General features: G+C 65.0%; 22 protein-coding genes and 1 pseudogene. 17 read left to right on the top strand and 6 right to left on the bottom strand.

Annotated features, from left to right (window positions below; all coding sequences use genetic code 11):
• Nucleotides 1-220: 220 nt before the first annotated feature.
• The 3 genes from folD to fixL form a co-directional block, all read right to left on the bottom strand.
• Nucleotides 221-1,078 carry a bifunctional methylenetetrahydrofolate dehydrogenase/methenyltetrahydrofolate cyclohydrolase FolD gene (gene folD / locus DIE13_RS22870; protein WP_124829402.1) on the bottom strand — a complete coding sequence of 286 codons (858 nt, stop codon included), beginning with the start codon at nt 1,076-1,078 and terminating at the stop codon, nt 221-223.
• Between the two features lie 236 nt (nt 1,079-1,314).
• Nucleotides 1,315-1,953, bottom strand: coding sequence for an oxygen response regulator transcription factor FixJ (gene fixJ / locus DIE13_RS22865; RefSeq protein WP_006493245.1), 639 nt, complete (start codon nt 1,951-1,953; stop codon nt 1,315-1,317).
• A complete protein-coding gene (gene fixL / locus DIE13_RS22860; protein ID WP_124829401.1) occupies nt 1,950-4,466 on the bottom strand; it encodes an oxygen sensor histidine kinase FixL in 2,517 nt (838 codons plus the stop codon). The genes fixJ and fixL overlap by 4 nt, the downstream gene beginning before the upstream one ends.
• Here fixL and DIE13_RS33855 point away from each other — a divergent pair.
• The 4 genes and pseudogenes from DIE13_RS33855 to lpdA form a co-directional block, all read left to right on the top strand.
• A pseudogene (locus tag DIE13_RS33855) lies at nt 4,386-4,603 on the top strand (hypothetical protein); the annotation flags it as partial. The gene fixL and the pseudogene DIE13_RS33855 overlap by 81 nt on opposite strands.
• Nucleotides 4,604-4,738: 135 nt before the next feature.
• Nucleotides 4,739-7,435 carry a pyruvate dehydrogenase (acetyl-transferring), homodimeric type gene (aceE, locus tag DIE13_RS22850; RefSeq protein WP_124829455.1) on the top strand — a complete coding sequence of 899 codons (2,697 nt, stop codon included), beginning with the start codon at nt 4,739-4,741 and terminating at the stop codon, nt 7,433-7,435.
• 70 nt (nt 7,436-7,505) lie between these two features.
• A complete protein-coding gene (aceF, locus tag DIE13_RS22845) occupies nt 7,506-9,146 on the top strand; it encodes a dihydrolipoyllysine-residue acetyltransferase (protein WP_124829400.1) in 1,641 nt (546 codons plus the stop codon).
• 309 nt (nt 9,147-9,455) lie between these two features.
• A complete protein-coding gene (lpdA, locus tag DIE13_RS22840; protein ID WP_124829399.1) occupies nt 9,456-11,222 on the top strand; it encodes a dihydrolipoyl dehydrogenase in 1,767 nt (588 codons plus the stop codon).
• Between the two features lie 203 nt (nt 11,223-11,425).
• Here the strand turns inward: lpdA and DIE13_RS22835 are convergent, their stop codons facing one another.
• On the bottom strand, nt 11,426-11,992 hold the full coding sequence (locus DIE13_RS22835; RefSeq protein ID WP_096507232.1) for a phasin family protein: 567 nt from the start codon (nt 11,990-11,992) through the stop codon (nt 11,426-11,428).
• Nucleotides 11,993-12,646: 654 nt separating this feature from the next.
• On the opposite strand from DIE13_RS22835, the gene pbpG reads away from it, so the two are divergent.
• The gene (gene pbpG / locus DIE13_RS22830; protein ID WP_124829398.1) at nt 12,647-13,804 is read left to right on the top strand and encodes a D-alanyl-D-alanine endopeptidase; all 1,158 of its coding nucleotides are present in this window, start codon (nt 12,647-12,649) and stop codon (nt 13,802-13,804) included.
• A gap of 113 nt (nt 13,805-13,917) precedes the next feature.
• Here pbpG and DIE13_RS22825 read toward each other — a convergent pair whose 3' ends face one another.
• Nucleotides 13,918-14,727 carry an IclR family transcriptional regulator gene (locus DIE13_RS22825; protein WP_124829397.1) on the bottom strand — a complete coding sequence of 270 codons (810 nt, stop codon included), beginning with the start codon at nt 14,725-14,727 and terminating at the stop codon, nt 13,918-13,920.
• A 182-nt stretch (nt 14,728-14,909) separates the two neighbouring features.
• On the opposite strand from DIE13_RS22825, the gene DIE13_RS22815 reads away from it, so the two are divergent.
• The 12 genes from DIE13_RS22815 to iscX all read left to right on the top strand — a co-directional run bounded on the left by DIE13_RS22815 (nt 14,910) and on the right by iscX (nt 24,089).
• Nucleotides 14,910-15,632, top strand: coding sequence for a (Fe-S)-binding protein (locus DIE13_RS22815; RefSeq protein WP_124829395.1), 723 nt, complete (start codon nt 14,910-14,912; stop codon nt 15,630-15,632).
• 34 nt (nt 15,633-15,666) lie between these two features.
• Nucleotides 15,667-17,079: a lactate utilization protein B gene (locus DIE13_RS22810; protein ID WP_124829394.1), complete on the top strand. Its 1,413-nt coding sequence runs from the start codon at nt 15,667-15,669 to the stop codon at nt 17,077-17,079.
• A gap of 127 nt (nt 17,080-17,206) precedes the next feature.
• The gene (locus tag DIE13_RS22805; protein WP_124829393.1) at nt 17,207-17,434 is read left to right on the top strand and encodes a hypothetical protein; all 228 of its coding nucleotides are present in this window, start codon (nt 17,207-17,209) and stop codon (nt 17,432-17,434) included.
• A gap of 101 nt (nt 17,435-17,535) precedes the next feature.
• Nucleotides 17,536-18,018, top strand: coding sequence for a low molecular weight protein-tyrosine-phosphatase (locus tag DIE13_RS22800; RefSeq protein WP_124829392.1), 483 nt, complete (start codon nt 17,536-17,538; stop codon nt 18,016-18,018).
• Between the two features lie 117 nt (nt 18,019-18,135).
• On the top strand, nt 18,136-18,675 hold the full coding sequence (gene iscR, locus DIE13_RS22795) for a Fe-S cluster assembly transcriptional regulator IscR (protein ID WP_124829391.1): 540 nt from the start codon (nt 18,136-18,138) through the stop codon (nt 18,673-18,675).
• Between the two features lie 63 nt (nt 18,676-18,738).
• The gene (locus DIE13_RS22790; protein WP_096507240.1) at nt 18,739-19,962 is read left to right on the top strand and encodes an IscS subfamily cysteine desulfurase; all 1,224 of its coding nucleotides are present in this window, start codon (nt 18,739-18,741) and stop codon (nt 19,960-19,962) included.
• 68 nt (nt 19,963-20,030) lie between these two features.
• Nucleotides 20,031-20,438 carry a Fe-S cluster assembly scaffold IscU gene (gene iscU / locus DIE13_RS22785; RefSeq protein ID WP_009691729.1) on the top strand — a complete coding sequence of 136 codons (408 nt, stop codon included), beginning with the start codon at nt 20,031-20,033 and terminating at the stop codon, nt 20,436-20,438.
• 66 nt (nt 20,439-20,504) lie between these two features.
• Nucleotides 20,505-20,828: an iron-sulfur cluster assembly protein IscA gene (gene iscA, locus DIE13_RS22780; RefSeq protein WP_011885413.1), complete on the top strand. Its 324-nt coding sequence runs from the start codon at nt 20,505-20,507 to the stop codon at nt 20,826-20,828.
• A 94-nt stretch (nt 20,829-20,922) separates the two neighbouring features.
• A complete protein-coding gene (gene hscB, locus DIE13_RS22775; RefSeq protein WP_124829390.1) occupies nt 20,923-21,450 on the top strand; it encodes a Fe-S protein assembly co-chaperone HscB in 528 nt (175 codons plus the stop codon).
• Between the two features lie 54 nt (nt 21,451-21,504).
• Nucleotides 21,505-23,373 carry a Fe-S protein assembly chaperone HscA gene (hscA, locus tag DIE13_RS22770; RefSeq protein WP_124829389.1) on the top strand — a complete coding sequence of 623 codons (1,869 nt, stop codon included), beginning with the start codon at nt 21,505-21,507 and terminating at the stop codon, nt 23,371-23,373.
• Between the two features lie 88 nt (nt 23,374-23,461).
• Nucleotides 23,462-23,803: an ISC system 2Fe-2S type ferredoxin gene (fdx, locus tag DIE13_RS22765; RefSeq protein ID WP_096507242.1), complete on the top strand. Its 342-nt coding sequence runs from the start codon at nt 23,462-23,464 to the stop codon at nt 23,801-23,803.
• A 76-nt stretch (nt 23,804-23,879) separates the two neighbouring features.
• Nucleotides 23,880-24,089, top strand: a complete 210-nt coding sequence (iscX, locus tag DIE13_RS22760; protein ID WP_124829388.1) for a Fe-S cluster assembly protein IscX — start codon at nt 23,880-23,882, stop codon at nt 24,087-24,089.
• A 90-nt stretch (nt 24,090-24,179) separates the two neighbouring features.
• Here the strand turns inward: iscX and DIE13_RS22755 are convergent, their stop codons facing one another.
• Nucleotides 24,180-24,902, bottom strand: coding sequence for a glycine zipper 2TM domain-containing protein (locus tag DIE13_RS22755; RefSeq protein ID WP_124829387.1), 723 nt, complete (start codon nt 24,900-24,902; stop codon nt 24,180-24,182).
• Nucleotides 24,903-24,935: the final 33 nt, after the last annotated feature.

Here is a 24,935-nt window from a genome sequence, read left to right as displayed (position 1 = left end):
AAAAGGGTGAGGCGCGATACGGCGGCGCCCGATACCGACATTATTGGGGCGCATCGTGCGCTTTCCAATCGTTAGTTTCTAACGACGCGATTGGGATGGGGCCGACGGCGGCGCGGGAGGGTCGGATACGGGCCGCGAACGCGGCGTCATGACGCGGCCGCGACGGCGGCCGGCAAGATGCCGGCGCACGAATGCGCGCCGGCTGGGCGGGGCAGGACGATCAGGCGGCCGCGGCGGCGCGCTCGGCGGCTTCGATCGTGTTGATCAGCAGCATCGTGATGGTCATCGGGCCGACGCCGCCCGGCACCGGCGTGATGTGGCCGGCGACTTCCTTCACGCCCGCGAAATCGACGTCGCCGCACAGCTTGCCCGCGTCGTCGCGGTTCATGCCGACGTCGATCACCGTTGCGCCCGGCTTCACCATGTCGGCCGTCAGGATGTTGCGCTTGCCGACCGCGGCAACCACGATGTCGGCCTGGCGCGTGTGTGCGGCGAGGTCGCGTGTCTTGCTGTGGCAGATCGTCACGGTTGCGCCGGCTTCGAGCAGCAGCATCGCCATCGGCTTGCCGACGATGTTCGAGCGGCCGATCACGACGGCGTTCGCGCCCTGCAGCGGGATGTCGTGGGCTTCGAACATCTTCATCACGCCGTACGGCGTGCACGGGCGGAACAGCGGCTTGCCGGTCATCAGCGCGCCGGCATTCGCGACGTGGAAGCCGTCGACGTCCTTCTCCGGTGCGATCGCCTCGATCACCTTGTGGCTGTCGATGTGCGCAGGCAGCGGCAGTTGGACCAGGATGCCGTGGATCTTCGGATCGCGGTTCAGCGCGTCGATGCGCGCGAGCAGATCGGCTTCCGCCAGCGTCTCCGGGTACGTATCCTTTTGCGAGAAGAAGCCGTTGTCCTCGCACGCCTTGATCTTGTTGCGCACGTAGACTTCGCTCGCCGGATTGGCGCCGACGAGGATCACCGCAAGGCCGGGCTGGTGGCCGCGTGCGGTCAGGGCGGCGGCGCGTTCGGCGGCCTGCGCGCGCAAGGTCTTCGATAGGGCGTTGCCGTCGATGAGGAGGGCTGTCATGGTGGTGGTCCTGCCGGGAAGTTGGAATGCGGGCGTGCGGCGCGCGAAACGCCGCAGCAAAGCACGCAATTATACCGTTCGCTTGCCGTCGTCCGACAGCGAATACACGGGAAGCGTCATGGCGGCGGTGCGAGACGTGCCGGGAAGAAAGCGGGGAGGCGCCGCGCGAGTAGGCCGCATCGCGCGGCGCGGTGGTGCGGCCGGCCGGGCAGGTGCCCCGCGGCCGCGAGCAACGCTCAGGCCTGCTTCTTGGACAGCGCGAGGCGCAGCAGATCGGCCACGGTGTTGACGTTGAGCTTTTCCATGATGTTCGCGCGGTGCGCTTCGACCGTCTTGATGCTGATCCCGAGATCGTCGGCGATCTGCTTGTTCAGGCGGCCCGCGATGATGCGCTCGAGCACCTGTTGTTCGCGCGCGGTCAGCTTCGACAGGCGTTCGCTTGCGGCGCGTTGTTCCTGGACGCTCTTGCTTTCGCTTCGGGCCTTGTCGAGCATCCGCTCGACGAGCTTGCGCAGCTCGGCTTCGTCGAACGGTTTCTCGATAAAGTCCATCGCACCCTTTTTCATCGTCGACACCGCCATCGGCACGTCGCCGTGGCCCGTGACGAAGATGATCGGCAGCGCGGCGTTGTCGGCGATCAAACGCTCCTGCAGTTCGAGGCCGCTCATGCCCGACATTCGCACGTCGAGGATCAGGCATGCGATCTGGCCGGCCTGCTGCGCCGGCTGATAGGCATCGAGGAACTGCTCGGCGCTCGAGAAGCATTGCACGCGATAGCCGTTCGCCTCCAGCAGCCAGCGCAGCGAGTCCCGTACGGCCTCGTCGTCGTCGACGACGAAGACGGTTTCCTGAGTGGTGGTGACAGGGCTATTCATAGTTCTCCCGTAACGGTATGTGATGCCGATGCCTCGCGCCCCCCTTGGCCGAGATCAGCGGGTTCCCCAATGGGCAGGCTGCAGTGGAATGTCGCGCCGGAAATGCGGCCGTCCGGTTCGACATTGTTGACCACCCACAGACGCCCCCGATGCGATTCGATGATCGAACGGCAGATGTTCAGCCCCATGCCCATGCCATCGGACTTGGTGCTGTAAAACGGTTCGAACAGGCGCTCGGCGGTCGCTTCGTCGACCCCCGGGCCCTGGTCGATCACGCGGATGTCGACGAATCCCGCATCGATGTCGGCGACGACGCGGATCATGCCGTCGGCCGACGCCGGTTTCACGTCGGCCATCGCTTCGGCCGCGTTCTTCATCAGGTTCACGAGCACCTGCTCGATCAGCACGGGGTCGACATAAATAATAGGCATTCTTGCGAGGATTTCCGTGACGATCCGGATCCTGCGCTTTCTGGCCTCGATCTCGGCGAGCCCGACCGCGTCGGCGACGATGTCGGCAACGCGCGCGGGCTGGCGTTTCGGTTCGCTGCGCTTCACGAATTCGCGGATGCGCTTGACGATCATCCCCGCGCGCAGCGCCTGCTGCGCGGTCTTTTCCAGCGCGGGCTGCAGCGTTTCGGGCGTGCCGCGGCCGCTCTTCACGAGTGCGAGCGTGCCCGAGCAATAGTTGTTGATCGCGGCGAGCGGCTGGTTCAGTTCGTGCGCAATCGACGACGCCATTTCGCCCATCGTCATCAATCGGCTCGTGAACTGCAGCTTCTCTTCCTGCTGGTGCGCGAGTTCCTGGGCCTTCTTGCGGGTCGTGATGTCGGTCGCGATCTGCATCTGCGCGAGGTGGCCGTCCACCCACTGGATGTATTGACGGCGTACCTCGAACCACTTCTGGATGCTCTCGACGTACACCTCCTGCGCGTCCGCCGTGCTGCTGGTCAGCGCGGCCGCCGGCAGGCCCGCAAACGCGTCAACCATGTCGATCGAGTCCGACGATGCCTGCGCGCGGTCGAAGCCGCCGCCCGACAGTTCGAGGTGACCGTCCGGGCGGATGCCGAACAGGTGGCGGTAGTAGCGGTTCGCGAACAGCAGCTCGGCCTCGTCGGCGGCGAGCACCGACACCGCGGCGTCGAGGCTTTCGAGCACCGTCGTGAAGCGCTCGTGCGCGGCCGCGAGCTCCTCGCGCGCGCGCTTCGGCTCGGTGATGTCGGTCATCGACGACATCCAGCCCGTCTGGCGGCCCGAGCTGTCGATCAGCGGCGACACGTAGAGGCGCGCATGGAACAGCGTGCCGTTCTTGCGCCGCACCCGCAGCTCGAAACCCGAGCTGGGCGCCTTGCCGCGCAGCGTCATGTCGAGCTGGCGCTGCATTTCCGGGTACGCATCGCGCGGCCAGTACGGGAATGGCGCGACCTTGCCGACTAGGTCGGTTTCGTCCCAGCCCGTCATCCGGCAGAACGCAGGGTTCACGTGCGTGATGCGGCCGTGCATGTCGAGCACGCGCATGCCGATCAGCACCGAGTTTTCCATCGCGCGACGGAAGAAGGCTTCCGCGTACAGCGCCTGCTGCGCCTCGAAGCGCTGGCGCGTGTGCTTCCACAGGCTCCAGAGGCTCCACAGCACGAAGCACGACAGGCCGGCGACGAGCCACACGAGCGTGTTGTTGGTCAGGTTCGTGAGCTGCGGGAACGCGTACACGCGCACGGTCAGCCCCTGGCCCGGCGGATCGAGCGGCAGGTCGTAGTGGGAGTCGCGCGGCAGGCGCGGGCGCGTCGACGTCGACGACAACTCGCGGTTGTTCGAGTCGGTGATCGAGATCTTGTACTTCGACGACAGCTCTTGCGGGATGTCGTGCTTGAGGATCCCTTCGACCGAGAACACGGCGGCGATCGAGCCGAGATATTCGCGGTCGCCGCGCATCACGGGCGTCTGCAGCGTGATGTAGCCGTTGCCGAAGTCGTCGTAGATCAGCGGCGAATAGGCCTGGCGGCGCGTGCTGCGCGCTTCGTCGTATGCGCCGCGCACGGCGTCCTGCATCTGCGCGTCGCCGGGCTTCGCGAGCCGCTGGCCGAGCAGCGGCGGGTGCACGGTCGGCCAGCGCTGCACGCCGGGCGACGTATACCAGTTCAGATAGAGGATTTCCGGATGCGTCTGCATCACGTCCGCGACGGCCATCTGGAACGCGTTCTGGTCGAGGCGGCCGGAGGCGAGATCGCGCGACAGCGCCTGCAATTGTTCCTGCGCGCCCGTCATCGACAGGCGGATCTGCTGCTGCGCCCACGCGACGTTACGGAACAGGGTGTCTTCCTGCTGCTGCTGTTCGCGGCGATTGAGGCTCCATAGAATGAGGCTCATCACCACGAGGAACACGAGGATCGACAGCAGCGGGGTCAGCAAATAGGAATTGGACCACCACGGTCCGTGGTGCCAGCGGGACGGCTGCGACTCCGCCGGCGGGCCCGACGGTCGCGCCGAGCGTGCGAAAAGCCGATCGGTCAACATGGCAGGATTGTAGCGCAGCGCAATACATGGAAAACCTATACCGGATATGTTGAACGGAAACGGATTTGTCCGGATGACGCGTGCCGGAGACGCCCGAAACAAGGGTGCGGCGCAGCAATATTCCGCATTACGAGAAAAGATCTCATAATTCGAAAATTTTGTTGCCCGGGCCGTACACGCTCATTACAATCCGTCGGAGCTTGCCCGCAGCCGGCCGCGTCGCGTCGTCTGCATCAGAGCGATCCTCACATTCCAGGACCCAGGAGACGAGAATGTCCGCTGTACCGAACGAAGTGATGAAGTATGTCGCCGCCGAACGTGACGACGACCCGCAAGAAACCGTTGAATGGCTCGAGTCGCTCGACGGTGTGATCTCCTCCGTGGGCACCGGCCGCGCGCATTACCTGATCGAAAAGCAGATCGAGTTCGCCCGCATGCACGGCGAACACCTGCCGTTTTCCGCCAATACCCCGTACATCAACACGATTCCGGTCGCAGCCCAGGCGAAGATCCCGGGCGATCAGGACATCGAGCACCGCATCCGTTCGTACACGCGCTGGAACGCGCTGGCGATGGTGCTGCGCGCAGGCAAGGACACGAACGTCGGCGGCCACATCGCATCGTTCGCGTCGGCAGCGACGCTCTACGACGTCGGCTACAACCACTTCTGGCACGCAGCGTCCGACCAGCACGGCGGCGACCTCGTGTTCGTGCAGGGCCACTCGTCGCCGGGCGTGTATTCCCGCGCGTTCCTGCTCGGCCGCCTGAAGGAAGAGCAGCTCGACAACTTCCGTCAGGAAGTCGACGGCAACGGCATTTCGTCGTACCCGCACCCGTGGCTGATGCCCGACTTCTGGCAGTTCCCGACCGTGTCGATGGGCCTCGGCCCGATCATGGCGATCTACCAGGCACGTTTCATGAAGTACCTGGAGTCGCGCGGCATCGCGAAGACCGCCGGCCGCAAGGTCTGGGCGTTCCTCGGCGACGGCGAGACGGACGAGCCGGAATCGCTCGGCGCGATCGGCATGGCGAGCCGCGAGAAGCTCGACAACCTCGTGTTCGTGATCAACTGCAATCTGCAGCGTCTCGACGGTCCGGTGCGCGGCAACGGCAAGATCATCCAGGAGCTGGAATCGGAGTTCCGCGGCGCCGGCTGGAACGTGATCAAGGTCATCTGGGGCAGCCGCTGGGATGCGCTGTTCGCGCGCGACAAGTCGGGCGCGCTGATGCGCCGCATGATGGAGTGCGTCGATGGCGAATACCAGACGTACAAGTCGGAGTCGGGCGCGTACGTTCGCGAACACTTCTTCAATACGCCTGAACTGAAGGCGCTGGTCGCCGACTGGTCTGACGACGACATCTGGGCGCTGAACCGCGGCGGCCACGATCCGCACAAGATCTACGCGGCCTTCCACGAAGCGACCCACACGAAGGGCGCGCCGACCGTCATCCTCGCGAAGACCATCAAGGGCTACGGGATGGGCGAGTCGGGCCAGGCGATGAACATCACGCACCAGCAGAAGAAGCTGCCGGTCGAGCAACTGAAGAAGTTCCGTGACCAGTTCCGCCTGCCGATCACCGACGAGCAGATCGCCGACGTGCCGTACCTGAAGTTCGAGGAAGGTTCGAAGGAACTCGAATACATGCGTCAGAAGCGCATGGACCTCGGTGGCTACCTGCCGCACCGCCGCGAGAAGGCGACGTCGCTGCCGGTGCCGGCGCTCGACGCGTTCGAGCCGCTGCTGAAGGGCACGGGCGAAGGCCGCGAGATCTCGACGACGATGGCGTTCGTGCGGATCCTGAACATCCTGCTGAAGGACAAGGCACTCGGCAAGCGCGTCGTGCCGATCGTCCCGGACGAATCGCGTACGTTCGGCATGGAAGGCCTGTTCCGCCAGATCGGTATCTGGAACCAGGAAGGCCAGAAGTACGTGCCGGAAGATTCCGACCAGCTGATGTTCTACAAGGAATCGGAAACCGGCCAGATCCTGCAGGAAGGCATCAACGAAGCAGGCGGCATGTGCGACTGGATCGCGGCGGCGACGTCGTATTCGACGCACGGCGAGATCATGGTGCCGTTCTACATCTTCTATTCGATGTTCGGCTTCCAGCGGATCGGCGACCTGGCATGGGCCGCGGGCGACATGCGCTCGCGCGGCTTCCTGCTCGGCGGCACCGCAGGCCGTACGACGCTGAACGGCGAAGGCCTGCAGCACGAAGACGGTCACTCGCTCCTGTGGGCGGCATCGGTGCCGAACTGCGTGAGCTATGACCCGACGTTCGGTTACGAACTCGCCGTGATCATCCAGGACGGTCTGCGCCGCATGGTGCAGGACCAGGAAGACGTGTACTACTACATCACGGTGATGAACGAGAACTACGAGCACCCGGCGATTCCGCAGGGCGAGCACGTGGCTGCCGACATCATCAAGGGCATGTACGCGTTCAGGAAGGCCGAAGCCGACAAGAAGGCGCCGCGCGTGCAACTGCTCGGCGCGGGCACGATCTTCAACGAAGTGATCGCCGCCGCCGACCTGCTGAAGAACGACTGGGGCGTTGCCGCCGATCTGTGGAGCGTGCCGAGCTTCACCGAACTCGCGCGTGAAGGTCACGAAATCGAGCGCTGGAACCTGCTCCATCCGACCGAAGAGCGTCGTCTGTCGCACGTCCAGAAGTGCCTGAAGGACACGCAAGGTCCGATCATCGCGTCGACCGACTATGTGCGTGCGCTGGTCGACCAGATCCGTGGCCAGATCGACCGCCGCTTCGTCGTGCTGGGCACGGACGGCTTCGGTCGTTCGGACACCCGCGAGAAGCTGCGTCACTTCTTCGAAGTCGACCGTCACTGGGTCACCGTCGCTGCGCTCAACGCGCTGGCCGACGAAGGCACGATCGAGCGCAAGGTGGTCGCGGAAGCGATCGCCAAGTACAACCTCGATCCGTCGAAGCCCAACCCGATGACCGTTTAACGCACACGCGCCGTGTGACGCCGCGCGCCGCTTCCGGGAGGGGCGCGCGCGGCCATGGAGACACAAAAAGATGAGTCAAGCGATCGAAGTGAAGGTGCCGGATATCGGCGATTACAAGGACGTGCCCGTCATCGAGGTGCTCGTCAAGGTGGGCGACACGGTCGAGCCCGAGCAGTCGCTCGTCACGCTCGAGTCGGACAAGGCGACGATGGATGTCCCGAGTCCGGCAGCCGGCACGGTCAAGGAAGTGAAGATCAAGGTGGGCGATTCCGTGTCGGAAGGCTCGTTGATCATCCTGCTCGAAGGCGGCGCCGCGGCGCAGGTGAACGGCGCGGCCGCACCGGCCCCGGCTCCGGCGGCAGTACCCGCACCGGCCGCCGCCGCTCCGGCTGCGGCACCGGCTGCATCGGGCGGCACGCTCGAAGTGAAGGTGCCCGACATCGGTGACTACAAGGATGTCCCGGTGATCGAGATCGGCGTGAAGGTCGGCGACACGGTCGAGAAGGAGCAATCGCTCGTCACGCTCGAGTCGGACAAGGCGACGATGGACGTGCCGAGCCCGGCCGCCGGCGTCGTGAAGGAAATCAAGGTCAAGGTGGGCGACTCGGTATCGGAAGGCACGCTGATCGTGCTGCTCGAAGCCGCAGGCGCACCCGCTGCCGCCGCGCCGCAGGCAAGCGCGCCGGCTCCGGCCGCGGCTGTTCCGGCGCCCGCTGCCGCGCCGGCACCCGCGAAGGCTGCACCGGCTCCGGCTGCTGCCGCGCCGGCCGCCGCTGCGTCGGGCGAGTACCGCGCAAGCCACGCGTCGCCGTCGGTGCGCAAGTTCGCGCGCGAACTCGGTGTCGAAGTCGCACGCGTGCAGGGTAGCGGTCCGAAGGGCCGTATCACGAAGGACGACATCACGGGCTTCGTGAAGGGCGTGATGACGGGCCAGCGCGCAGCGCCGGGCGCAGCAACTGCGCCGGCAGGCGGCGGTGAGCTGAACCTGCTGCCGTGGCCGAAGGTCGACTTCTCGAAGTTCGGCCCGTTCGAGGCGAAGCCGCTGTCGCGCATCAAGAAGATCTCGGGCGCGAACCTGCATCGCAACTGGGTGATGATCCCGCACGTCACGAACAACGACGAAGCGGACATCACCGAGCTCGAAGCACTGCGCGTGCAGCTGAACAAGGAACACGAGAAGGCGGGCGTGAAGTTCACGATGCTCGCATTCGTGATCAAGGCGGTCGTCGCTGCGCTGAAGAGGTTCCCGACCTTCAACGCGAGCCTCGACGGCGACAACCTGGTGTTCAAGCAGTACTACCACGTCGGTTTCGCTGCGGACACGCCGAACGGTCTCGTCGTGCCGGTGATCCGCGATGCGGACAAGAAGGGCCTCGTCGATATCGCGAAGGAAATGGCCGAGCTGTCGAAGGCAGCGCGTGACGGCAAGCTGAAGCCGGACCAGATGCAGGGCGGTTGCTTCTCGATCTCGTCGCTCGGCGGGATCGGTGGCACCAACTTCACGCCGATCATCAACGCGCCGGAAGTGGCAATCCTCGGGTTGTCGCGCGGCCAGATGAAGCCGGTGTGGGACGGCAAGCAGTTCGTGCCGCGCCTGACGCTGCCGCTGTCGCTGTCGTATGACCATCGTGTCATCGATGGCGCGGAAGCCGCGCGGTTCAATGCGTATCTCGGGGCGTTGCTCGGGGATTTCCGTCGCATCATTCTTTGATGAGCGTGGGAGCGGCTCGCGGGGGCGTGGTTTTTTTGTTTGTTATCCACGCTCTGTCGTTGAACCTGTTTTGCTAACGGTCTATTAGCGTCGCCCCTGCGCGGGGCGGCGGTCACTTTTCTTTGTCCCGCAGGGACTACCTTCGGGTCGTCTTCCAAAGAAAAGTAACCAAAAGAAAGGTGCGTCCTTGGGCGGACAGCAAAGGTGGTTCTGCCCAGGTTCGTGTTCTCTTGTCAGGCCGTAAGTCGCAACTGGTTCTTTCGCGGGTTTCTCCCCCTCTGTCTGCAGCTAATCAAGAAGGGGACAGTAATGAGTCTCATCGAAGTCAAGGTTCCGGATATCGGCGATTTCAGCGGCGTCGATGTCATCGAAGTCAACGTGAAGCCGGGCGACGTGATCGAAAAAGAGCAAACGCTTATCACGCTCGAATCGGACAAAGCTTCCATGGAAGTGCCCAGCGACGTCGCCGGCACGGTCAAGGAAGTCAAGGTCAAGGCCGGCGAGAAAGTCTCGCAAGGCACGGTCATCGCCATCGTCGAAGCATCGGCAGTTGCAGCTGCTCCCGCGAAAGCAGCGGAGCCGGCAAAGCCCGCAGCCGCTCCGGCCGCAGCACCGGCAGCCGCCCCGGCACCTGCACCGCAAGCCGGCAGCTACGCCGGCGCCGCCGACATCGAGTGCGACATGCTCGTGCTCGGCGCCGGCCCCGGCGGCTACTCGGCCGCGTTCCGCGCAGCCGACCTCGGCATGAAGACGGTGCTCGTCGAACGCTACTCGACGCTCGGCGGCGTGTGCCTGAACGTCGGCTGCATCCCGTCGAAAGCACTGCTGCACACGTCGCTCGTCGTCGAAGAAGCCGCGTCGCTCGCGTCACACGGCATCACGTTCGGCAAGCCGCAAGTCGACCTCGACAAGCTGCGCGACTTCAAGGGCGGCGTCGTCAAGAAACTGACGACGGGCCTCGCCGGCATGGCGAAGGCCCGCAAGGTCGAAGTCGTGACCGGCGTCGGCGCTTTCGTCGATCCGTATCACTTGGAAGTGCAGGGCGAGAACGGCAAGAAGGTCGTCAAGTTCAAGCAGGCGATCATCGCCGCCGGCTCGCAAGCGGTGAAGCTGCCGTTCATGCCGGAAGACCCGCGCGTCGTCGATTCGACGGGCGCACTCGAACTGCGCCAGTTGCCCAAGCGCATGCTGGTGATCGGCGGCGGCATCATCGGCCTCGAAATGGCAACGGTGTACTCGACGCTCGGCGCCGAGATCGACGTGGTCGAAATGATGGACGGCCTGATGATGGGCGCGGACCGCGATCTCGTGAAGGTCTGGGAAAAGTACAACGCGAAGCGCTTCGGCAACGTGATGCTGAAGACCAAGACGGTCGGCGCGGAAGCGAAGGAAGACGGCATCTACGTGAAATTCGAGGGCGAAAAGGCCCCGGCGGAAGCGCAGCGCTACGACCTCGTGCTCGTAGCGGTGGGCCGCAGCCCGAACGGCAAGAAGATCGGCGCGGACAAGGCCGGCGTGGCCGTCACCGACCGCGGCTTCATCGACGTCGACAAGCAGATGCGCACGAATGTCCCGCACATCTTCGCGATCGGCGACGTCGTCGGCCAGCCGATGCTCGCGCACAAGGCCGTGCACGAAGGCCACGTCGCAGCGGAAGCGGCACACGGCGAGAAGGCATACTTCGACGCGCTGCAAATTCCGTCGGTGGCGTACACCGATCCGGAAGTGGCATGGGCCGGCAAGACGGAAGACCAGTGCAAGGCCGAAGGCATCAAGTACGGCAAGGCCGTGTTCCCGTGGGCCGCATCAGGCCGCGCGATCGCGAACGGTCGCGACGAAGGCTTCACGAAGCTGATCTTCGACGAGGCAACCCATCGCGTGATCGGCGGCGGCATCGTCGGCCTGAACGCGGGCGACCTGATCAGCGAAGTGTGTCTCGCCGTTGAAATGGGCGCGGACGCGGAAGACATCGGCAAGACGATCCATCCGCACCCGACGCTCGGCGAATCGGTCGGCATGGCCGCCGAGCTGTACGAAGGCGTCTGTACCGACCTGCCGCCGCAACGCAAGAAGTAACGCGACCGGCACGGCCGGCTTCACACCGGCCAGGAAAAACGCCGCCGCCCGGGAAATCCGGACGGCGGCGTTTTATTTTGCTCGCGGTCAGCGGCTGCTCGGCCGTTCCGTGCGGGCTGGCGGCGGCCGCAAGGCGCGCGCGTTCCGGCGCCGGAAACGAAAAAGCCGCGCACTGCGCGGCTTTTTCAGGAGCAGGGGGGCGCTTACGCGGCCGGCTTGCTCGTGCGGCGCGATGCAGCAGCGCTCGCGGCCTTCGTCGCGACAGCGGCAGCCGCGTTGAAGTTCGTTTCAGCGATCTCGACGGCTTGCTTGGCAGCCTTCTGGACCGTTTCGTACGTGGTGTTGGCAGCGTTCAGTGCCGACTTCAGTGCGGCAACAGCCGTTTCCGAACCGGCCGGGGCGTTCTTCGCGACGTTGTCGACGAGCGCCTGGACCTTCTTGTTCTGCTCTTCGAATTGCGCTTCTGCAACCTTCGCGAACTCGGCTTGCGTCGACGACGCGATTTCATACAGGTGACGGCTGTACGAAAGAACCTTTTCCGCGACCGGTTGCGACAGGCTCGCTTGCAGCGCGATCAGTTCTTGCGCGTCCTTCACCGACAGCAGGCGCTGTGCGTTTTCCTGACTTTCCGTCAGCGTCGACTTCACGACCTGCAGGTTCAGTTCGATCAGCTTTTCGACGCCTTCGAATGCCTTGGTCGTCAGACCGAACAGGCTTTCGAGGTTGGCTTTCTGGGCGGCGGCGATTTGCTCGGGGGTCAGCAAGGACATGTCAAGCTCCTGAAAAGCGATCGCGTCGATCGCAGGGGGAAAGGGCACTACGCTGGGGAATCTCGGATCCGCGTGCTTTGTGCAACGCAGCAATGAGTCGTATTTTAGGGCAGAGAAAAGTCTTGTCAAGTATTTTTTGTGCGTTGCACAATTGCGACAAATTATCGATAAAACAACAAGTTATCGTGATCGTTCGGAATCGGTTTCAGGCGCGATCCCATATGGTGCGCACCGGGCCGGGGCGGGCGCGCCGCACCATGATCATGCACAGGTAAACCTGACAGGCGTGTGGAACGTTATGCTTCTGTTCCTGTCGAAAAGCGCGTCGTTTCAATGCGCGTGCCGTGGCGACGTGCCGCCGCCGCAGCCAAGACCGGTGCCGGTGGCACACCGAGCGTCGGATACGTACTTTCCCCGCTTTAATTCGTCGCCGAAGTGACGTTATCTCAATTAACCGTGTGGTAATCGGGAAACGAGTACTGTCGGGCAGCGCATCCCATGGATTTTTCCAATAGGAGCGGGAGGGTCGATCGATCGCGGTTGAGCGACCCTTACATTCCGGTTTAACGACGATCGGTAAGTGCCTAATATTGCTCTTTTTTTCAGCTTTAACTACACTTGCGGAAACCTCCCGCCCGCTTTGTCCAGACCCCAATGAAAGCCGAATCGTTTTCACCGCGCAGATTGTTGCAGAGCATGACGCTCGGCACGGCTGTGTCGGTCGCCGTCGCCTTGCTGGCGACCGCCGCGTCCGTCGCGCCCGCTGACGCCTTTGCCGCCACTGCGAGCACTCACCACGCCGCCAAAAAGACTGCCTCCGCTTCGTCCGCGAAGAAGAAGTCGGTCAAGGCCGCGTCCGAAAAATCCGCCAAGGTCGCATCGGCCGACGCGCCGCGTGCAAAGGCGTCGCGCAAGCGCGTGACGCTCGCGTCGAACGTGCACGGCCATCGTGGCGCGGTCCGCAAGGTCGCGTTCCAGCCGCGCCGGCCGACCGTGGGTCAGGCGTTCGGCCTGCACGACACGCCGGACGCGCTCGCGTTGCGCTCGAGCGTCGCGTACGTCGTCGACCAGAACACCGGCGAGCCGCTGTTCGACAAGAATTCGCACGCCGTCGTGCCGATCGCGTCGATCTCGAAGCTGATGACGGCGATGGTCGTTCTCGACTCGAAGGCGCCGATGAACGAACAGATCGAAGTCACCGACGAAGATCGGGACTACGAGAAGAACACGGGCTCGCGCCTGTCGGTCGGCTCGGTCCTGTCGCGTGAAGACATGCTGCACATCGCGCTGATGGCTTCGGAAAACCGCGCCGCGGCTGCGTTGTCGCGTTACTACCCGGGCGGCCGTCCGGCGTTCATCGCCGCGATGAACGCGAAGGCCAAGGCGCTCGGGATGACCGACACGCACTTCGAGAATTCGACCGGTCTGTCGAGCTCGAACGTGTCGAGCGCGCGCGACCTCGTGAAGATGGTCAACGCCGCGTACCAGTACCCGATGATTCGTCAGTTCTCGACCGATCGTACGTACGACGTGTACACGGGCAAGCGCAATCTGGTCTACAACAGCACGAACGCGCTGATCCGCGGCAATGGCTCGTGGGACATCGGTCTGCAGAAGACTGGCTTCATCAACGAAGCGGGCGAATGTCTCGTGATGCAGGCGACGATCCATGGCCGGCCGATGGTGATGGTGCTGCTCGATTCGTTCGGCAAGTATTCGCGCTTTGCCGACGCAGCGCGCCTGCGCAACTGGCTCGATGCCGGCGGCGGCGAGCGCCTGACCGCGGCCAATACGGCGAACGGCGGTACCTGACCGGGCTTCGGCGGTTCGCCGCCGTATGCCGGGATCCCCGCGATCGCCGCAACGAAAAAGCCCCGCAATCGCGGGGCTTTTTCGTTCGGCTGCGGCGCAGCGGGTGGCAGCGCTTATGCGTGCCGTTGCAGCCCGTCCGTGTCCTTCGCGGGCGCGGGCCGGTAGCCGAGCGATTCCGAGATGGTGAGCGCGGTGCGGCTCAACTGGCCGAGCCATGCGTCCTGCAGGCGGTCGGCCGGGGCCGACAGCGACAGCCCGGCGACGAGCTTGCCCGAATCGTCGTAGATGCCGGCCGCGATACAGCGCACGCCGAGTTCCAGCTCCTCGTTATCGCGTGCGCACGATTGCTGGCGAACGAGTGTCAGTTCGCGCTCGAGCTTCGCAATGTCGGTGATGCTGTTCTGCGTGTGGCCGGACAGCCCCGTGCGCGTTGCATAGGCGCGCACGCGCGCGGTTTCGTCGACCGCGAGAAACAGCTTGCCGACCGACGTGAGGTGCAGCGGCGCGCGGCCGCCGATCGCGCGGACGACCTGCATCCCCGAGCGCTCCGAATACGCACGCTCGATATAGACGATCTCGTCGCCCTGACGTACCGACAGGTTCACGGTCTGGCCGGTGAGGCGGTGCAGCTCGCGCATCGGCATCAGCGCGGCGTCGCGTACCGACAGGCGCGCCTTCACGAGGTTGCCGAGCTCGAGCAGCCGCATGCCGAGCCGGTACGTACCGGGATCGGAGCGGTCGACGAGGCGGCAGGTCACCATGTCGTTGAGGATGCGGTGTGCGGTCGACGGATGCAGGTCCGTGCGCTGCGCAAGTTCTTTCAGGCTGACGGGGTCGCTGTGCGCGGCAAGCGCGTCCAGCAGCCGCATCATGCGTTCGATCACCTGGATCGACGTTTTGGAATCCGGGGTGGGTTGGCTCATGTCGGGGGAGAATCGGTTGACGCGTCAAGCGGTGTTGCGTCGATTGTATCTCGTATTGTGAAAAAAGCGAACGCCGTTCGAGGAAGTCCTCGCATCTGGCGGCATGCACTTGCGTGCGCGCCGGCGTTGGTCTTGCCGGCCAAACGGCGGATAATGAGAGTCGTTTTCTCGAAGGAGCGCGTATGCGAGTCGGTTTGTTCGTGACCTGCCTGGTCGACCTGATGCGTCCGGAAATCGGTTTTTCGGCGCTGAAGCTGATTCGCGACGCCGGCTACGAGGTGTTCGTGCCGCCCGCGCAGACATGCTGCGGCCAGCCGGCCTACAACTCGGGCGACCGCGCGCTCGCGCGCGATCTCGCGGAAAAGACGCTGCGCGAATTCGAGCAGTTCGATTACGTCGTTGCGCCGTCGGGTTCGTGCGGCGGGATGATCCGAGCGCACTACGGCGACTTGTTTCGCGACGATCCCGAACTGATGGGGCGCTATGCGCGGCTGCAGCCGAAGGTCTACGAACTGACCGATTTCCTTGTGAACGTCGCGAAGGTCACGCTCGCGCCCGGTGAGTTCACGGGGCCCGTCACCTATCACGACTCGTGCTCGGGGCTGCGCGAACTCGGCGTGAAGGCGCAGCCGCGCGCGCTGCTCGCGCAGCGCGGCGTTGCCGTGACCGAAATGAAGGATTGCGAGCACTGCTGCGGCTTTGGCGGTACGTTCGCGGTGAAGTACGGCGATATCTCGGCGGCCATCGCGGACGAGAAATGCGCGAACGTGCGCGCATCGGGCGCGAGCGCCGTCGTGCTCGGCGATCTCGGCTGCATGCTGAACCTCGAAGGGCGGTTGCGCCGCACGGGCGACCGCGACACGCGCGTGCTGCACGTCGCGCAGGTGCTGGCGGGCGACGTCTGACGCCCGGTTCCGCTCACTTTTCCCCGATACCGCGATGCAAGTCCAATCGATGCATTTCAAGGCGCGCGCCGGCCAGAAGCTGGCCGACCGGCGCCTGCAGCAGAACTTGAAGAAGCTGTCGACGAAGTTCGTGTCCGCGCGCGCCGACGCGATGACCGCGATCGACTTCCAGGCGACCCGGGCCGCGCTGAAGGCGCGCCGCAACCGTGCGCTGGAAAACCTCGACGTCTGGCTCGAGGCGTTCGAGCGCGAGGCGACGCGGCGCGGCACGACCGTGCTGTTCGCGGAAACGACTGCCGACGCCGCGCGGCTCGTCGCCGACATCGCGCGCCGCCACGACGTGAAGAAGGTCATCAAGACGAAGTCGATGGTGTCCGAGGAAATGCGCCTGAACGCGGTGCTCGCGGAGATGGGCGTGCAGTCGATCGAGACGGATCTCGGCGAATACATCCTCCAGATCAACGACAACGAGCCGCCGAGCCACATCATTGCGCCCGTCGTGCACAAGGACAAGGACGAGATCGCCGACCTGTTCGCGCGCACGCACCAGCGCGAACGGCTGACCAAGATTCCCGACATGACGCGCGAGGCGCGCGAAGTACTGCGCCCGCATTTCATGTCGGCCGACATGGGCGTGACGGGCGGCAATTTCGTGATCGCCGAGACGGGCTCGGTCGCGGTCGTCACGAACGAGGGCAATGAAGGGATGTGCACGGTGATGCCGCGCGTGCACGTCGCGGTGACGGGCATCGAGAAGGTGCTGCCCACGCTCGAGGATCTGGCGACCGCGATGCGCCTGCTGCCGCGCTCGGCGACCGGGCAGAAGACGTCGAACTACTTCTCGCTGCTCACCGGCCCGCGCGGCCCCGGCGACGAGGACGGCCCGGAACACAACTACGTGGTGCTCGTCGACGGCGGCCGCACCGGCCTGATCGGCGGCGAGTTCCAGGAGATGCTGCGCTGCATCCGCTGCGGCGCGTGCATGAATCACTGCCCGGTCTACCAGAAGGTCGGCGGCCACGCATACGGCTGGGTCTATCCGGGGCCGATGGGCTCGGTGCTGACGCCGAGTTATGTCGGGATCGACCGGGCGCTGGACCTGCCGCAGGCCGCGACGCTGTGCGGCGAGTGCGACAGCGTGTGCCCGGCCGGGATTCCGTTGTCGCATCTGCTGCGCACGCTGCGCGAGAGGCAGGTCGAGCGGCACCTGCGGCCGTGGCGTGAGCGCGCGGGGCTCGCCGCGTGGGGTTTTTTCGCGCGTCGGCCGGTGCTCTACGCGCTGACGACCAAGCTTGCGGTGCGCATCCTCGAGCGGCTGGGCGGCAGCGGCGGCATGCTGCGGCGCCTGCCGATGATGGGCGGCTGGATGGACACGCGCGACATGCCGACGCCGACCGGGCGCACGTTCCGCGAGTTGTACGCGGCGTCGAAGAGCCACCTCGGCTGACGACTGTTCATCGGGCAGCAACAGTGCGTTCGCTATTCGTGTATTTATCTCGATAGATGCGGTCTATAGAATCTTGTCTGTAGTCCCCGAAATTGGGTTTCGGGGAATCAGGTCAAGGAGCCGCATCATGAAAAAGACAATATCGATGTACTGGCCGCTGGCAATCGTTGTTCCGCTCGCGGCGGCCGCCTATCTCCACGCGATGGCCGATACGCCGTCGCGCGGCCCGCTCGCCGTTCATCAGGCATCGGCCGAGCTGGCGCGCGCGGTCTCGTTCGGTCTGGTCGACGACGCGACGAAGTCGCTGTCGCCCGCATCCGGCGACGTCGTGCTCGCCGCACCGAAGGCGCTGTAACGCATACCGCCGTCGCTTTGTGCGACGGCGCGATTCCGGGCGTCTTTGTATAATGGCGCGTTGTTCTCCCACGCGGTTCGCCGCGGCTTTCCGATAGTGCAATGAACCGCGTTGCGATCTGTTTCGTCTGTCTTGGCAATATCTGCCGTTCGCCTACGGCAGAAGGCGTGATGCGCCATCAGGTGGACGCGGCCGGGCTGGCCGACCGGATCGCGATCGACTCGGCCGGCACCGGCGACTGGCACGTCGGCGAGCCGCCCGATACGCGCGCGCAGGCTGCCGCGCACACGCGCGGCTATGACCTGTCGGCGCTGCGGGCGCGGCAGGTGGGTGCGGCGGACTTCGAGCGTTTCGATCTGCTGCTCGCGATGGACGAGGCCAACCTCGCGGAACTGCATCGGCGTTGCCCGACACAGCATCGCGACAAGGTGCGCCTGCTGATGGAATTCGCACCGGGCGCGGCCGAGACCGAAGTCGCCGATCCCTATTTCGGCGGTGCGCAGGGCTTCGAGCAAGTGCTCGATCAGGTCGAGCGCGCATGCGCGGGCCTGCTGGACGCCCTCAAGGCGCGCACCGCGCGCTGATCGCGGCAGGAAATTCAGTGGTCTGCGAATACCCTGTCAAAGACATGGATACTTGACTAAAAACGTCAAATATTTATACTTGACCAAAATCGTCAAGATTGCAGTCCCCTAGACACCATGAGACTCACCACCAAAGGCCGTTTCGCCGTCACGGCGATGATTGACTTGGCACTGCGCCAGGAGCAGGGCCCGGTGACGCTTGCAGGCATCAGCCAGCGCCAGCGGATTTCGCTCTCGTATCTCGAACAGCTGTTCGGCAAGCTGCGCAGGCATGAAATCGTCGAATCCGTGCGCGGCCCGGGCGGCGGCTACAACCTCGCGCGCCGCGCGCAGGACGTCACCGTCGCCGACATCATCATCGCGGTCGATGAACCGCTCGACGCCACGCAGTGCGGCGGCAAAGGCACGTGCGACGGCTCGAAGCAGCCTGACGGCCATTGCATGACGCACGAGCTGTGGTCGACCCTGAATCAGAAGATGGTCGAATACCTGGATTCGGTGTCGCTGCAGGATCTCGTCGATCAGCAGCGCGCGCGAGAGGGCGCCCCCACGGTGTTGCGCGACCGACGCACGCCGGAGCCCGCCGCGGCACCGGCCGAACCGGTGCGCACGATGCCCCTCGGCCCCAATTCGGTGTTCAACATCGCGAGTTCGTGAGCGCGAACGCGCCGCACACCCCATAACGTACACAGTCCCTGCACAGAATACCCGGAGCGACAGATGACCCAAGAGACTCTCCACCTGCCCATCTACATGGATTACAGCGCGACGACGCCGGTGGACCCGCGCGTGGTCGACAAGATGGTGCCGTACCTGCGCGAACAGTTCGGCAATCCGGCGTCGCGCAGCCACGCGTACGGCTGGGATGCGGAACGCGCGGTCGAAGAAGCGCGCGAGCAGGTGGCCGCACTCGTGAACGCGGATCCGCGCGAGATCATCTGGACGTCCGGCGCGACCGAATCGGACAACCTGGCGATCAAGGGTGCCGCGAACTTCTACAAGGGCAAGGGCAAGCACATCATCACGGTGAAGACCGAGCACAAGGCCGTGCTCGACACCTGCCGCGAGCTCGAGCGCGACGGCTTCGAAGTCACCTATCTCGACGTGAAGGACAACGGTCTCCTCGACCTCGACGTGCTCAAGGCCGCGCTGCGCCCGGACACGATCCTCGTGTCGGTGATGCACGTAAACAACGAGATCGGCGTGATCCAGGACATCGAGACGATCGGTGAACTCTGCCGGGAGAAGGGCATTGTGTTCCACGTCGACGCCGCACAGGCGACGGGCAAGGTCGAGATCGACCTCGCGAAGCTGAAGGTCGACCTGATGTCGTTCTCGGCGCACAAGACGTATGGCCCGAAGGGCATCGGCGCGCTGTACGTGCGTCGCAAGCCGCGCGTGCGCATCGAAGCGCAGATGCACGGCGGCGGTCACGAGCGCGGAATGCGTTCGGGCACGCTGCCGACGCACCAGATCGTCGGCATGGGTGAAGCATTCCGCATCGCGCGCGAAGAAATGGCGACCGAGAACGAGCGCATCCGCATGCTGCGCGACAAGCTGCTGCGCGGCCTGTCGCAAATCGAGGAAACGTACGTGAACGGCGACCTCGAGCACCGTATCCCGCACAACCTCAACATCAGTTTCAACTTCGTCGAAGGCGAGTCGCTGATCATGGCGATCAAGGACGTCGCGGTGTCGTCGGGTTCGGCGTGCACGTCGGCGTCGCTGGAGCCGTCGTACGTGCTGCGTGCGCTCGGCCGCAACGACGAACTGGCGCACAGCTCGATCCGCTTCACGGTCGGCCGCTTCACGACGGAGCAGGAAGTCGACTTCGTGATCGATCTGCTGAACAGCAAGATCGCGAAGCTGCGCGAGCTTTCGCCGCTCTGGGAAATGCACCAGGAAGGCATCGATCTGTCGACGATCGAATGGGCCGCACACTGAACGCCGCATCCAATACATTCGCGGGCGGATTCGCGCGCGCAGACGTAACGAGTCAAGGAGTCTGAGTCATGTCTTACAGCAACAAGGTTCTGGATCACTACGAAAACCCGCGTAACGTCGGTTCGTTCGCGAAAGACGACGACGCGGTCGGTACGGGCATGGTCGGCGCGCCGGCCTGCGGCGACGTGATGAAGCTGCAGATCCGCGTCGGCGCGGACGGTGTGATCGAAGACGCGAAGTTCAAGACGTACGGCTGCGGTTCGGCCATCGCGTCGAGCTCGCTCGTGACCGAGTGGGTGAAGGGCAAGACGCTCGACGAAGCGCTGTCGATCAAGAACACGCAGATCGCCGAAGAGCTGGCCCTGCCGCCGGTGAAGATTCACTGCTCGATTCTCGCGGAAGACGCGATCAAGGCAGCCGTGGCCGACTACAAGAAGCGTCACGACACCAAGGAAGGCGATCAGGCAGCAGCCTGAGCGGCATCGAGCGGCTTGTGAAGGAACGCGGCAGCTCTCTTTGGGGCGCGCCGCGGCAAGGACATCATGGCAATTACACTGACCGAAAAAGCAGCACAGCACGTCCAGAAATACCTCGTCCGTCGCGGCAAGGGTGTGGGCCTGCGGCTTGGCGTTCGCACGACCGGGTGCTCGGGGCTCGCGTACAAGCTCGAGTATGTCGACGAGCTGGCTCCCGAGGATCAGGTGTTCGAGAGCCATGGCGTGAAGGTCGTCGTCGACCCGAAAAGCCTCGCGTATATCGACGGCACCGAGCTGGACTTCGCGCGCGAAGGCCTGAACGAAGGGTTCAAGTTCAACAACCCGAACGTGAAGGACGAGTGCGGCTGCGGCGAATCGTTCCGCGTGTGACGCGGGTTTCCGCGCGATGCGGGCAAGAGGCGGCACGGGCCGCCTTTTTAATGTGCGGCGTTTGCCGCGCGACGAACCGGAATTGAACGCGACGATGGTTTCGCTGAAAGACAGCCACTTCGATCTGTTTCACCTGCCGGCGCAATTCGCGCTCGACGAGGCGGCGCTCGACAGCGCATATCGCACGGTGCAGACGCAGGTGCACCCGGACCGCTTCGCGGCGGCCGGCGACGCGCAAAAGCGTATCGCGATGCAATGGGCGACCCGTGCGAACGAGGCGTACCGCACGTTGCGCGATCCGCTGAAGCGCGCGATCTATCTGCTGTCGCTGCGCGGCGTCGACATCGGTGCCGAGAACAACACCGCGATGGAGCCCGCGTTCCTGATGCAGCAGATGGAGTGGCGCGAAGGCATCGAGGATGCCGCGGCCGCTCGCAACGTCGACGCGCTCGATGCGCTGCTCGCCGAACTGCGTGACGAAAAGCGCGTGCGTCTCGAACGCCTCGGCATGTTGCTCGACAGCGGTGCCGATCAGGCCGCCGCGGAGGCCGTGCGCCAGCTGATGTTCATCGAGCGGGTCGCGTCGGAAGTGGGCGCACAGATCGAGCGCCTCGAAACTTAACCGCGTGCCTTGTGGCACGCGCAGCAAACGGGCCGAGCGCCCGAACGAACCAAGATGGCTTTACTGCAAATTTCCGAACCGGGCATGGCGCCGGCGCCGCATCAGCGGCGACTCGCTGTCGGGATCGATCTCGGCACGACGAACTCGCTCGTCGCCGCGGTGCGCAACAGCGTGCCCGAAGTGCTGCCGGACGAAGCGGGCCGCGCGCTGCTGCCGTCGGTGGTCCGTTATCTGGAGAAGGGCGGCCGCCGCATCGGCCACGAAGCGAAGGAACAGGCTGCGACCGATCCGCGCAACACGATCGTGTCGGTCAAGCGCTTCATGGGCCGTGGCAAGGCCGAGGTCGAAGGCGCGGCGAACGCGCCGTACGAATTCGTCGATGCGCCCGGCATGGTACAGATCCGTACCATCGACGGCGTGAAGAGCCCGGTCGAAGTGTCCGCCGAGATTCTCGCGACGCTGCGTTATCGCGCGGAAGATACGCTCGGCGACGAGCTGGTCGGCGCGGTCATCACGGTGCCGGCGTACTTCGACGACGCGCAACGCCAGGCGACCAAGGACGCTGCGCGCCTCGCGGGCCTGAACGTGCTGCGCCTGCTGAACGAACCGACCGCGGCGGCGATCGCCTACGGTCTGGATAACGCGGCCGAAGGCCTGTACGCGGTATACGACCTCGGCGGCGGCACGTTCGACCTGTCGATCCTGAAGCTGACGAAGGGCGTGTTCGAAGTGCTGGCCGCAGGCGGCGATTCCGCGCTCGGCGGCGACGATTTCGACCATGCGCTGTTCTGCCACGTGCTCGCGCAGGCCGGCATCGACGCGCAGGCGCTCGCGCCCGAGGACGTACGCCTGCTGCTCGACCGCGTGCGCGTGCTGAAGGAAGCGCTGTCGTCCGCGCCACAGGCGTCGCTCGACGTGACGCTGTCGAGCGGTGCGCATCTCGTGCAGACGATCTCGCACGACACGTTTGCCGCGCTCGTCGAGCCGCTCGTCCAGCGCACGCTGACGCCGACCCGCAAGGCGCTGCGCGACGCACAGGTGAGCCCGGCCGACATAAAGGGTGTCGTGCTCGTCGGCGGCGCGACGCGCATGCCGGTGATCCGCGATGCGGTCGCGAAACATTTCGGCCAGCCGCCGCTCGTCAATCTCGATCCGGACCAGGTCGTCGCGCTCGGCGCGGCGATCCAGGCAGATTTGCTCGCCGGCAATCGCGGCAGCGGCGACGACTGGCTGCTGCTCGACGTGATTCCGCTGTCGCTCGGCGTCGAAACGATGGGTGGCCTCGTCGAGAAGATCATTCCGCGCAACTCGACGATTCCGATCGCGCGTGCGCAGGAATTCACGACCTTCAAGGACGGCCAGACCGCGATGGCGATCCACGTCGTGCAGGGCGAGCGCGAACTCGTCGCCGACTGCCGGTCGCTCGCGCGCTTCGAGCTGCGCGGCATCCCGCCAATGACGGCCGGTGCGGCGCGTATCCGCGTGACCTATCAGGTCGACGCGGACGGGCTGCTGTCGGTGTTCGCACGCGAGCAGCACTCGGGCGTCGAGGCATCGGTCGTCGTGAAGCCGTCGTACGGCCTGGCCGACGACGACATCGCGAAGATGCTCGAGGACAGCTTCAAGACCGCCGAGATCGACATGCGCGCTCGCGCGCTGCGCGAAGCGCAGGTCGAAGCCCAGCGGATGATCGAGGCGACGCAGGCGGCGCTCGCGGCCGACGGCGAACTGCTCGACGGGGCCGAACGGACGCAGGTCGATGCGCTCGTCGCGGCGCTGAGCACGATCGCGCAGGGCGACGATGCGAGCGCGATCGAAACCGCGACCAAGGCGCTGGCCGACGGGACCGACGAATTCGCGGCGCGCCGGATGGACAAGAGCATCAAGCGCGCCCTGTCGGGCCGACGGCTCGACGAGATCTGAACGAACAACCTGCATGCGGGCCGGCGACGGCCCGCGCGATATTGAACCGTGCGGCGCTCGCCGCCGCACCCTGACTGACGGAACGGACATGCCTCAACTGGTGGTGCTGCCTCACGTCGAACTGTGCCCGGACGGCGCAGTGATCGACGCGACGCCCGGCAAGAGTATTTGCGACAACCTGCTCGACAACGGGATCGAGATCGAGCATGCGTGCGAGAAGTCGTGCGCGTGCACGACCTGCCACGTGGTGATTCGCGAGGGCTTCAACGATCTCGAGCCGTCTGACGAGGACGAGGACGACCTGCTCGACAAGGCGTGGGGCCTCGAGCCGACGTCGCGCCTGTCGTGCCAGGCGATCGTGACGGAAGAGTCGGACCTGGTGGTCGAGATTCCGAAGTACTCGATCAACCACGCGAAGGAAAATCACTGACGGATTGGCGGGTCGGGCGGTGCGCGGCATGGTCGCCGCGCCCGGCGGACCCGCCGCCTACACGGGAGAGCAGGCCATGAAATGGACCGATTCGCGCGAACTCGCCATCGCGCTTGCAGACAAGCATCCGGACATCGATCCGCAGCGGATCAATTTCGTCGACCTGCGTCAATGGGTGATCGAACTCGACGGCTTCGACGACGATCCCTCCCACTCGGGCGAGAAGATTCTCGAGGCGATTCAGGCCCACTGGATCGACGAATCCGACTTCGACGACGAAGACTGAGATTCGCGCCGGCATCGGCGCTCGTATGGCTCCCGCAAAAAGAAAAGGCTCGTGACGCTTCACGAGCCTTTTTCGTTTCCGCGCGGGGCGTTATGCGCCGACCAGCGTGCCGTTCTCGATCCGCACGCGCTGGCCCTGGCCGAACGGCGGTGCGTTGTGGTACGTGAACGTGCGCGTCGCGCCGCTCTCCATCTGTACCTGCACCTGATAGTCGGTTTCCGCGCGCACCTGCTTTTCGACCTGGTTGCCGGCCAGGCCGCCGCCCAGTGCGCCGATGATCGTCATTGCGGTACGGCCGTTACCGTGGCCGAACTGGTTGCCGAGCAGGCCACCGGCCGCTGCGCCGCCGACCGCGCCGATCCCCGAGCTCTGGCCCGGCGTACGGCTCTCCGTGATCGCGACGATCGTGCCGCAAGACTGGCAATACGTCGGCTGCGCGGGCGCGTACGGCTGCTGCGCATATTGCGGCGGCTGCGGCGCCGGCGTGTGGCGGTGATGCGTTGCCACCTGGCGCGGCGTGGGCTTCGGCGCGGCCTGCGCGGCAGCCTTTTGCTGCGCAGCCAACTCCGCTGCCTGCTGCTGCGCCTGAGCGGCGAGGGCGGTGCTGGCTGCCGCGGCCGTGTCGACGGCCGGCTGCGACGCGATCAGCGCGGCCTGGGTCTGGGTGTTCTGTTCATTGCTGCTTGCTTTCGGAAAGATGCCCGTGATCGCCGCTGTAGCGGCGAGGCTGGCGACGATGACGGCACCGGCGGCGGTGGCGATGAGCGGATGGAGGCGTTGCTTTTGCGGCGTGGCTTGATTCTGGTTGTCCATTTTTTTCTCCGGTGTCGACCCGGCCCCTGCGCG

Origin of the sequence: Burkholderia sp. Bp9016 (assembly GCF_003857765.1) — a bacterium.
Taxonomy (GTDB): Bacteria; Pseudomonadota; Gammaproteobacteria; order Burkholderiales; family Burkholderiaceae; genus Burkholderia.
Note: the sequence above shows the minus strand (reverse complement) of the source record. Positions and strands in the feature narration are given on the sequence as shown.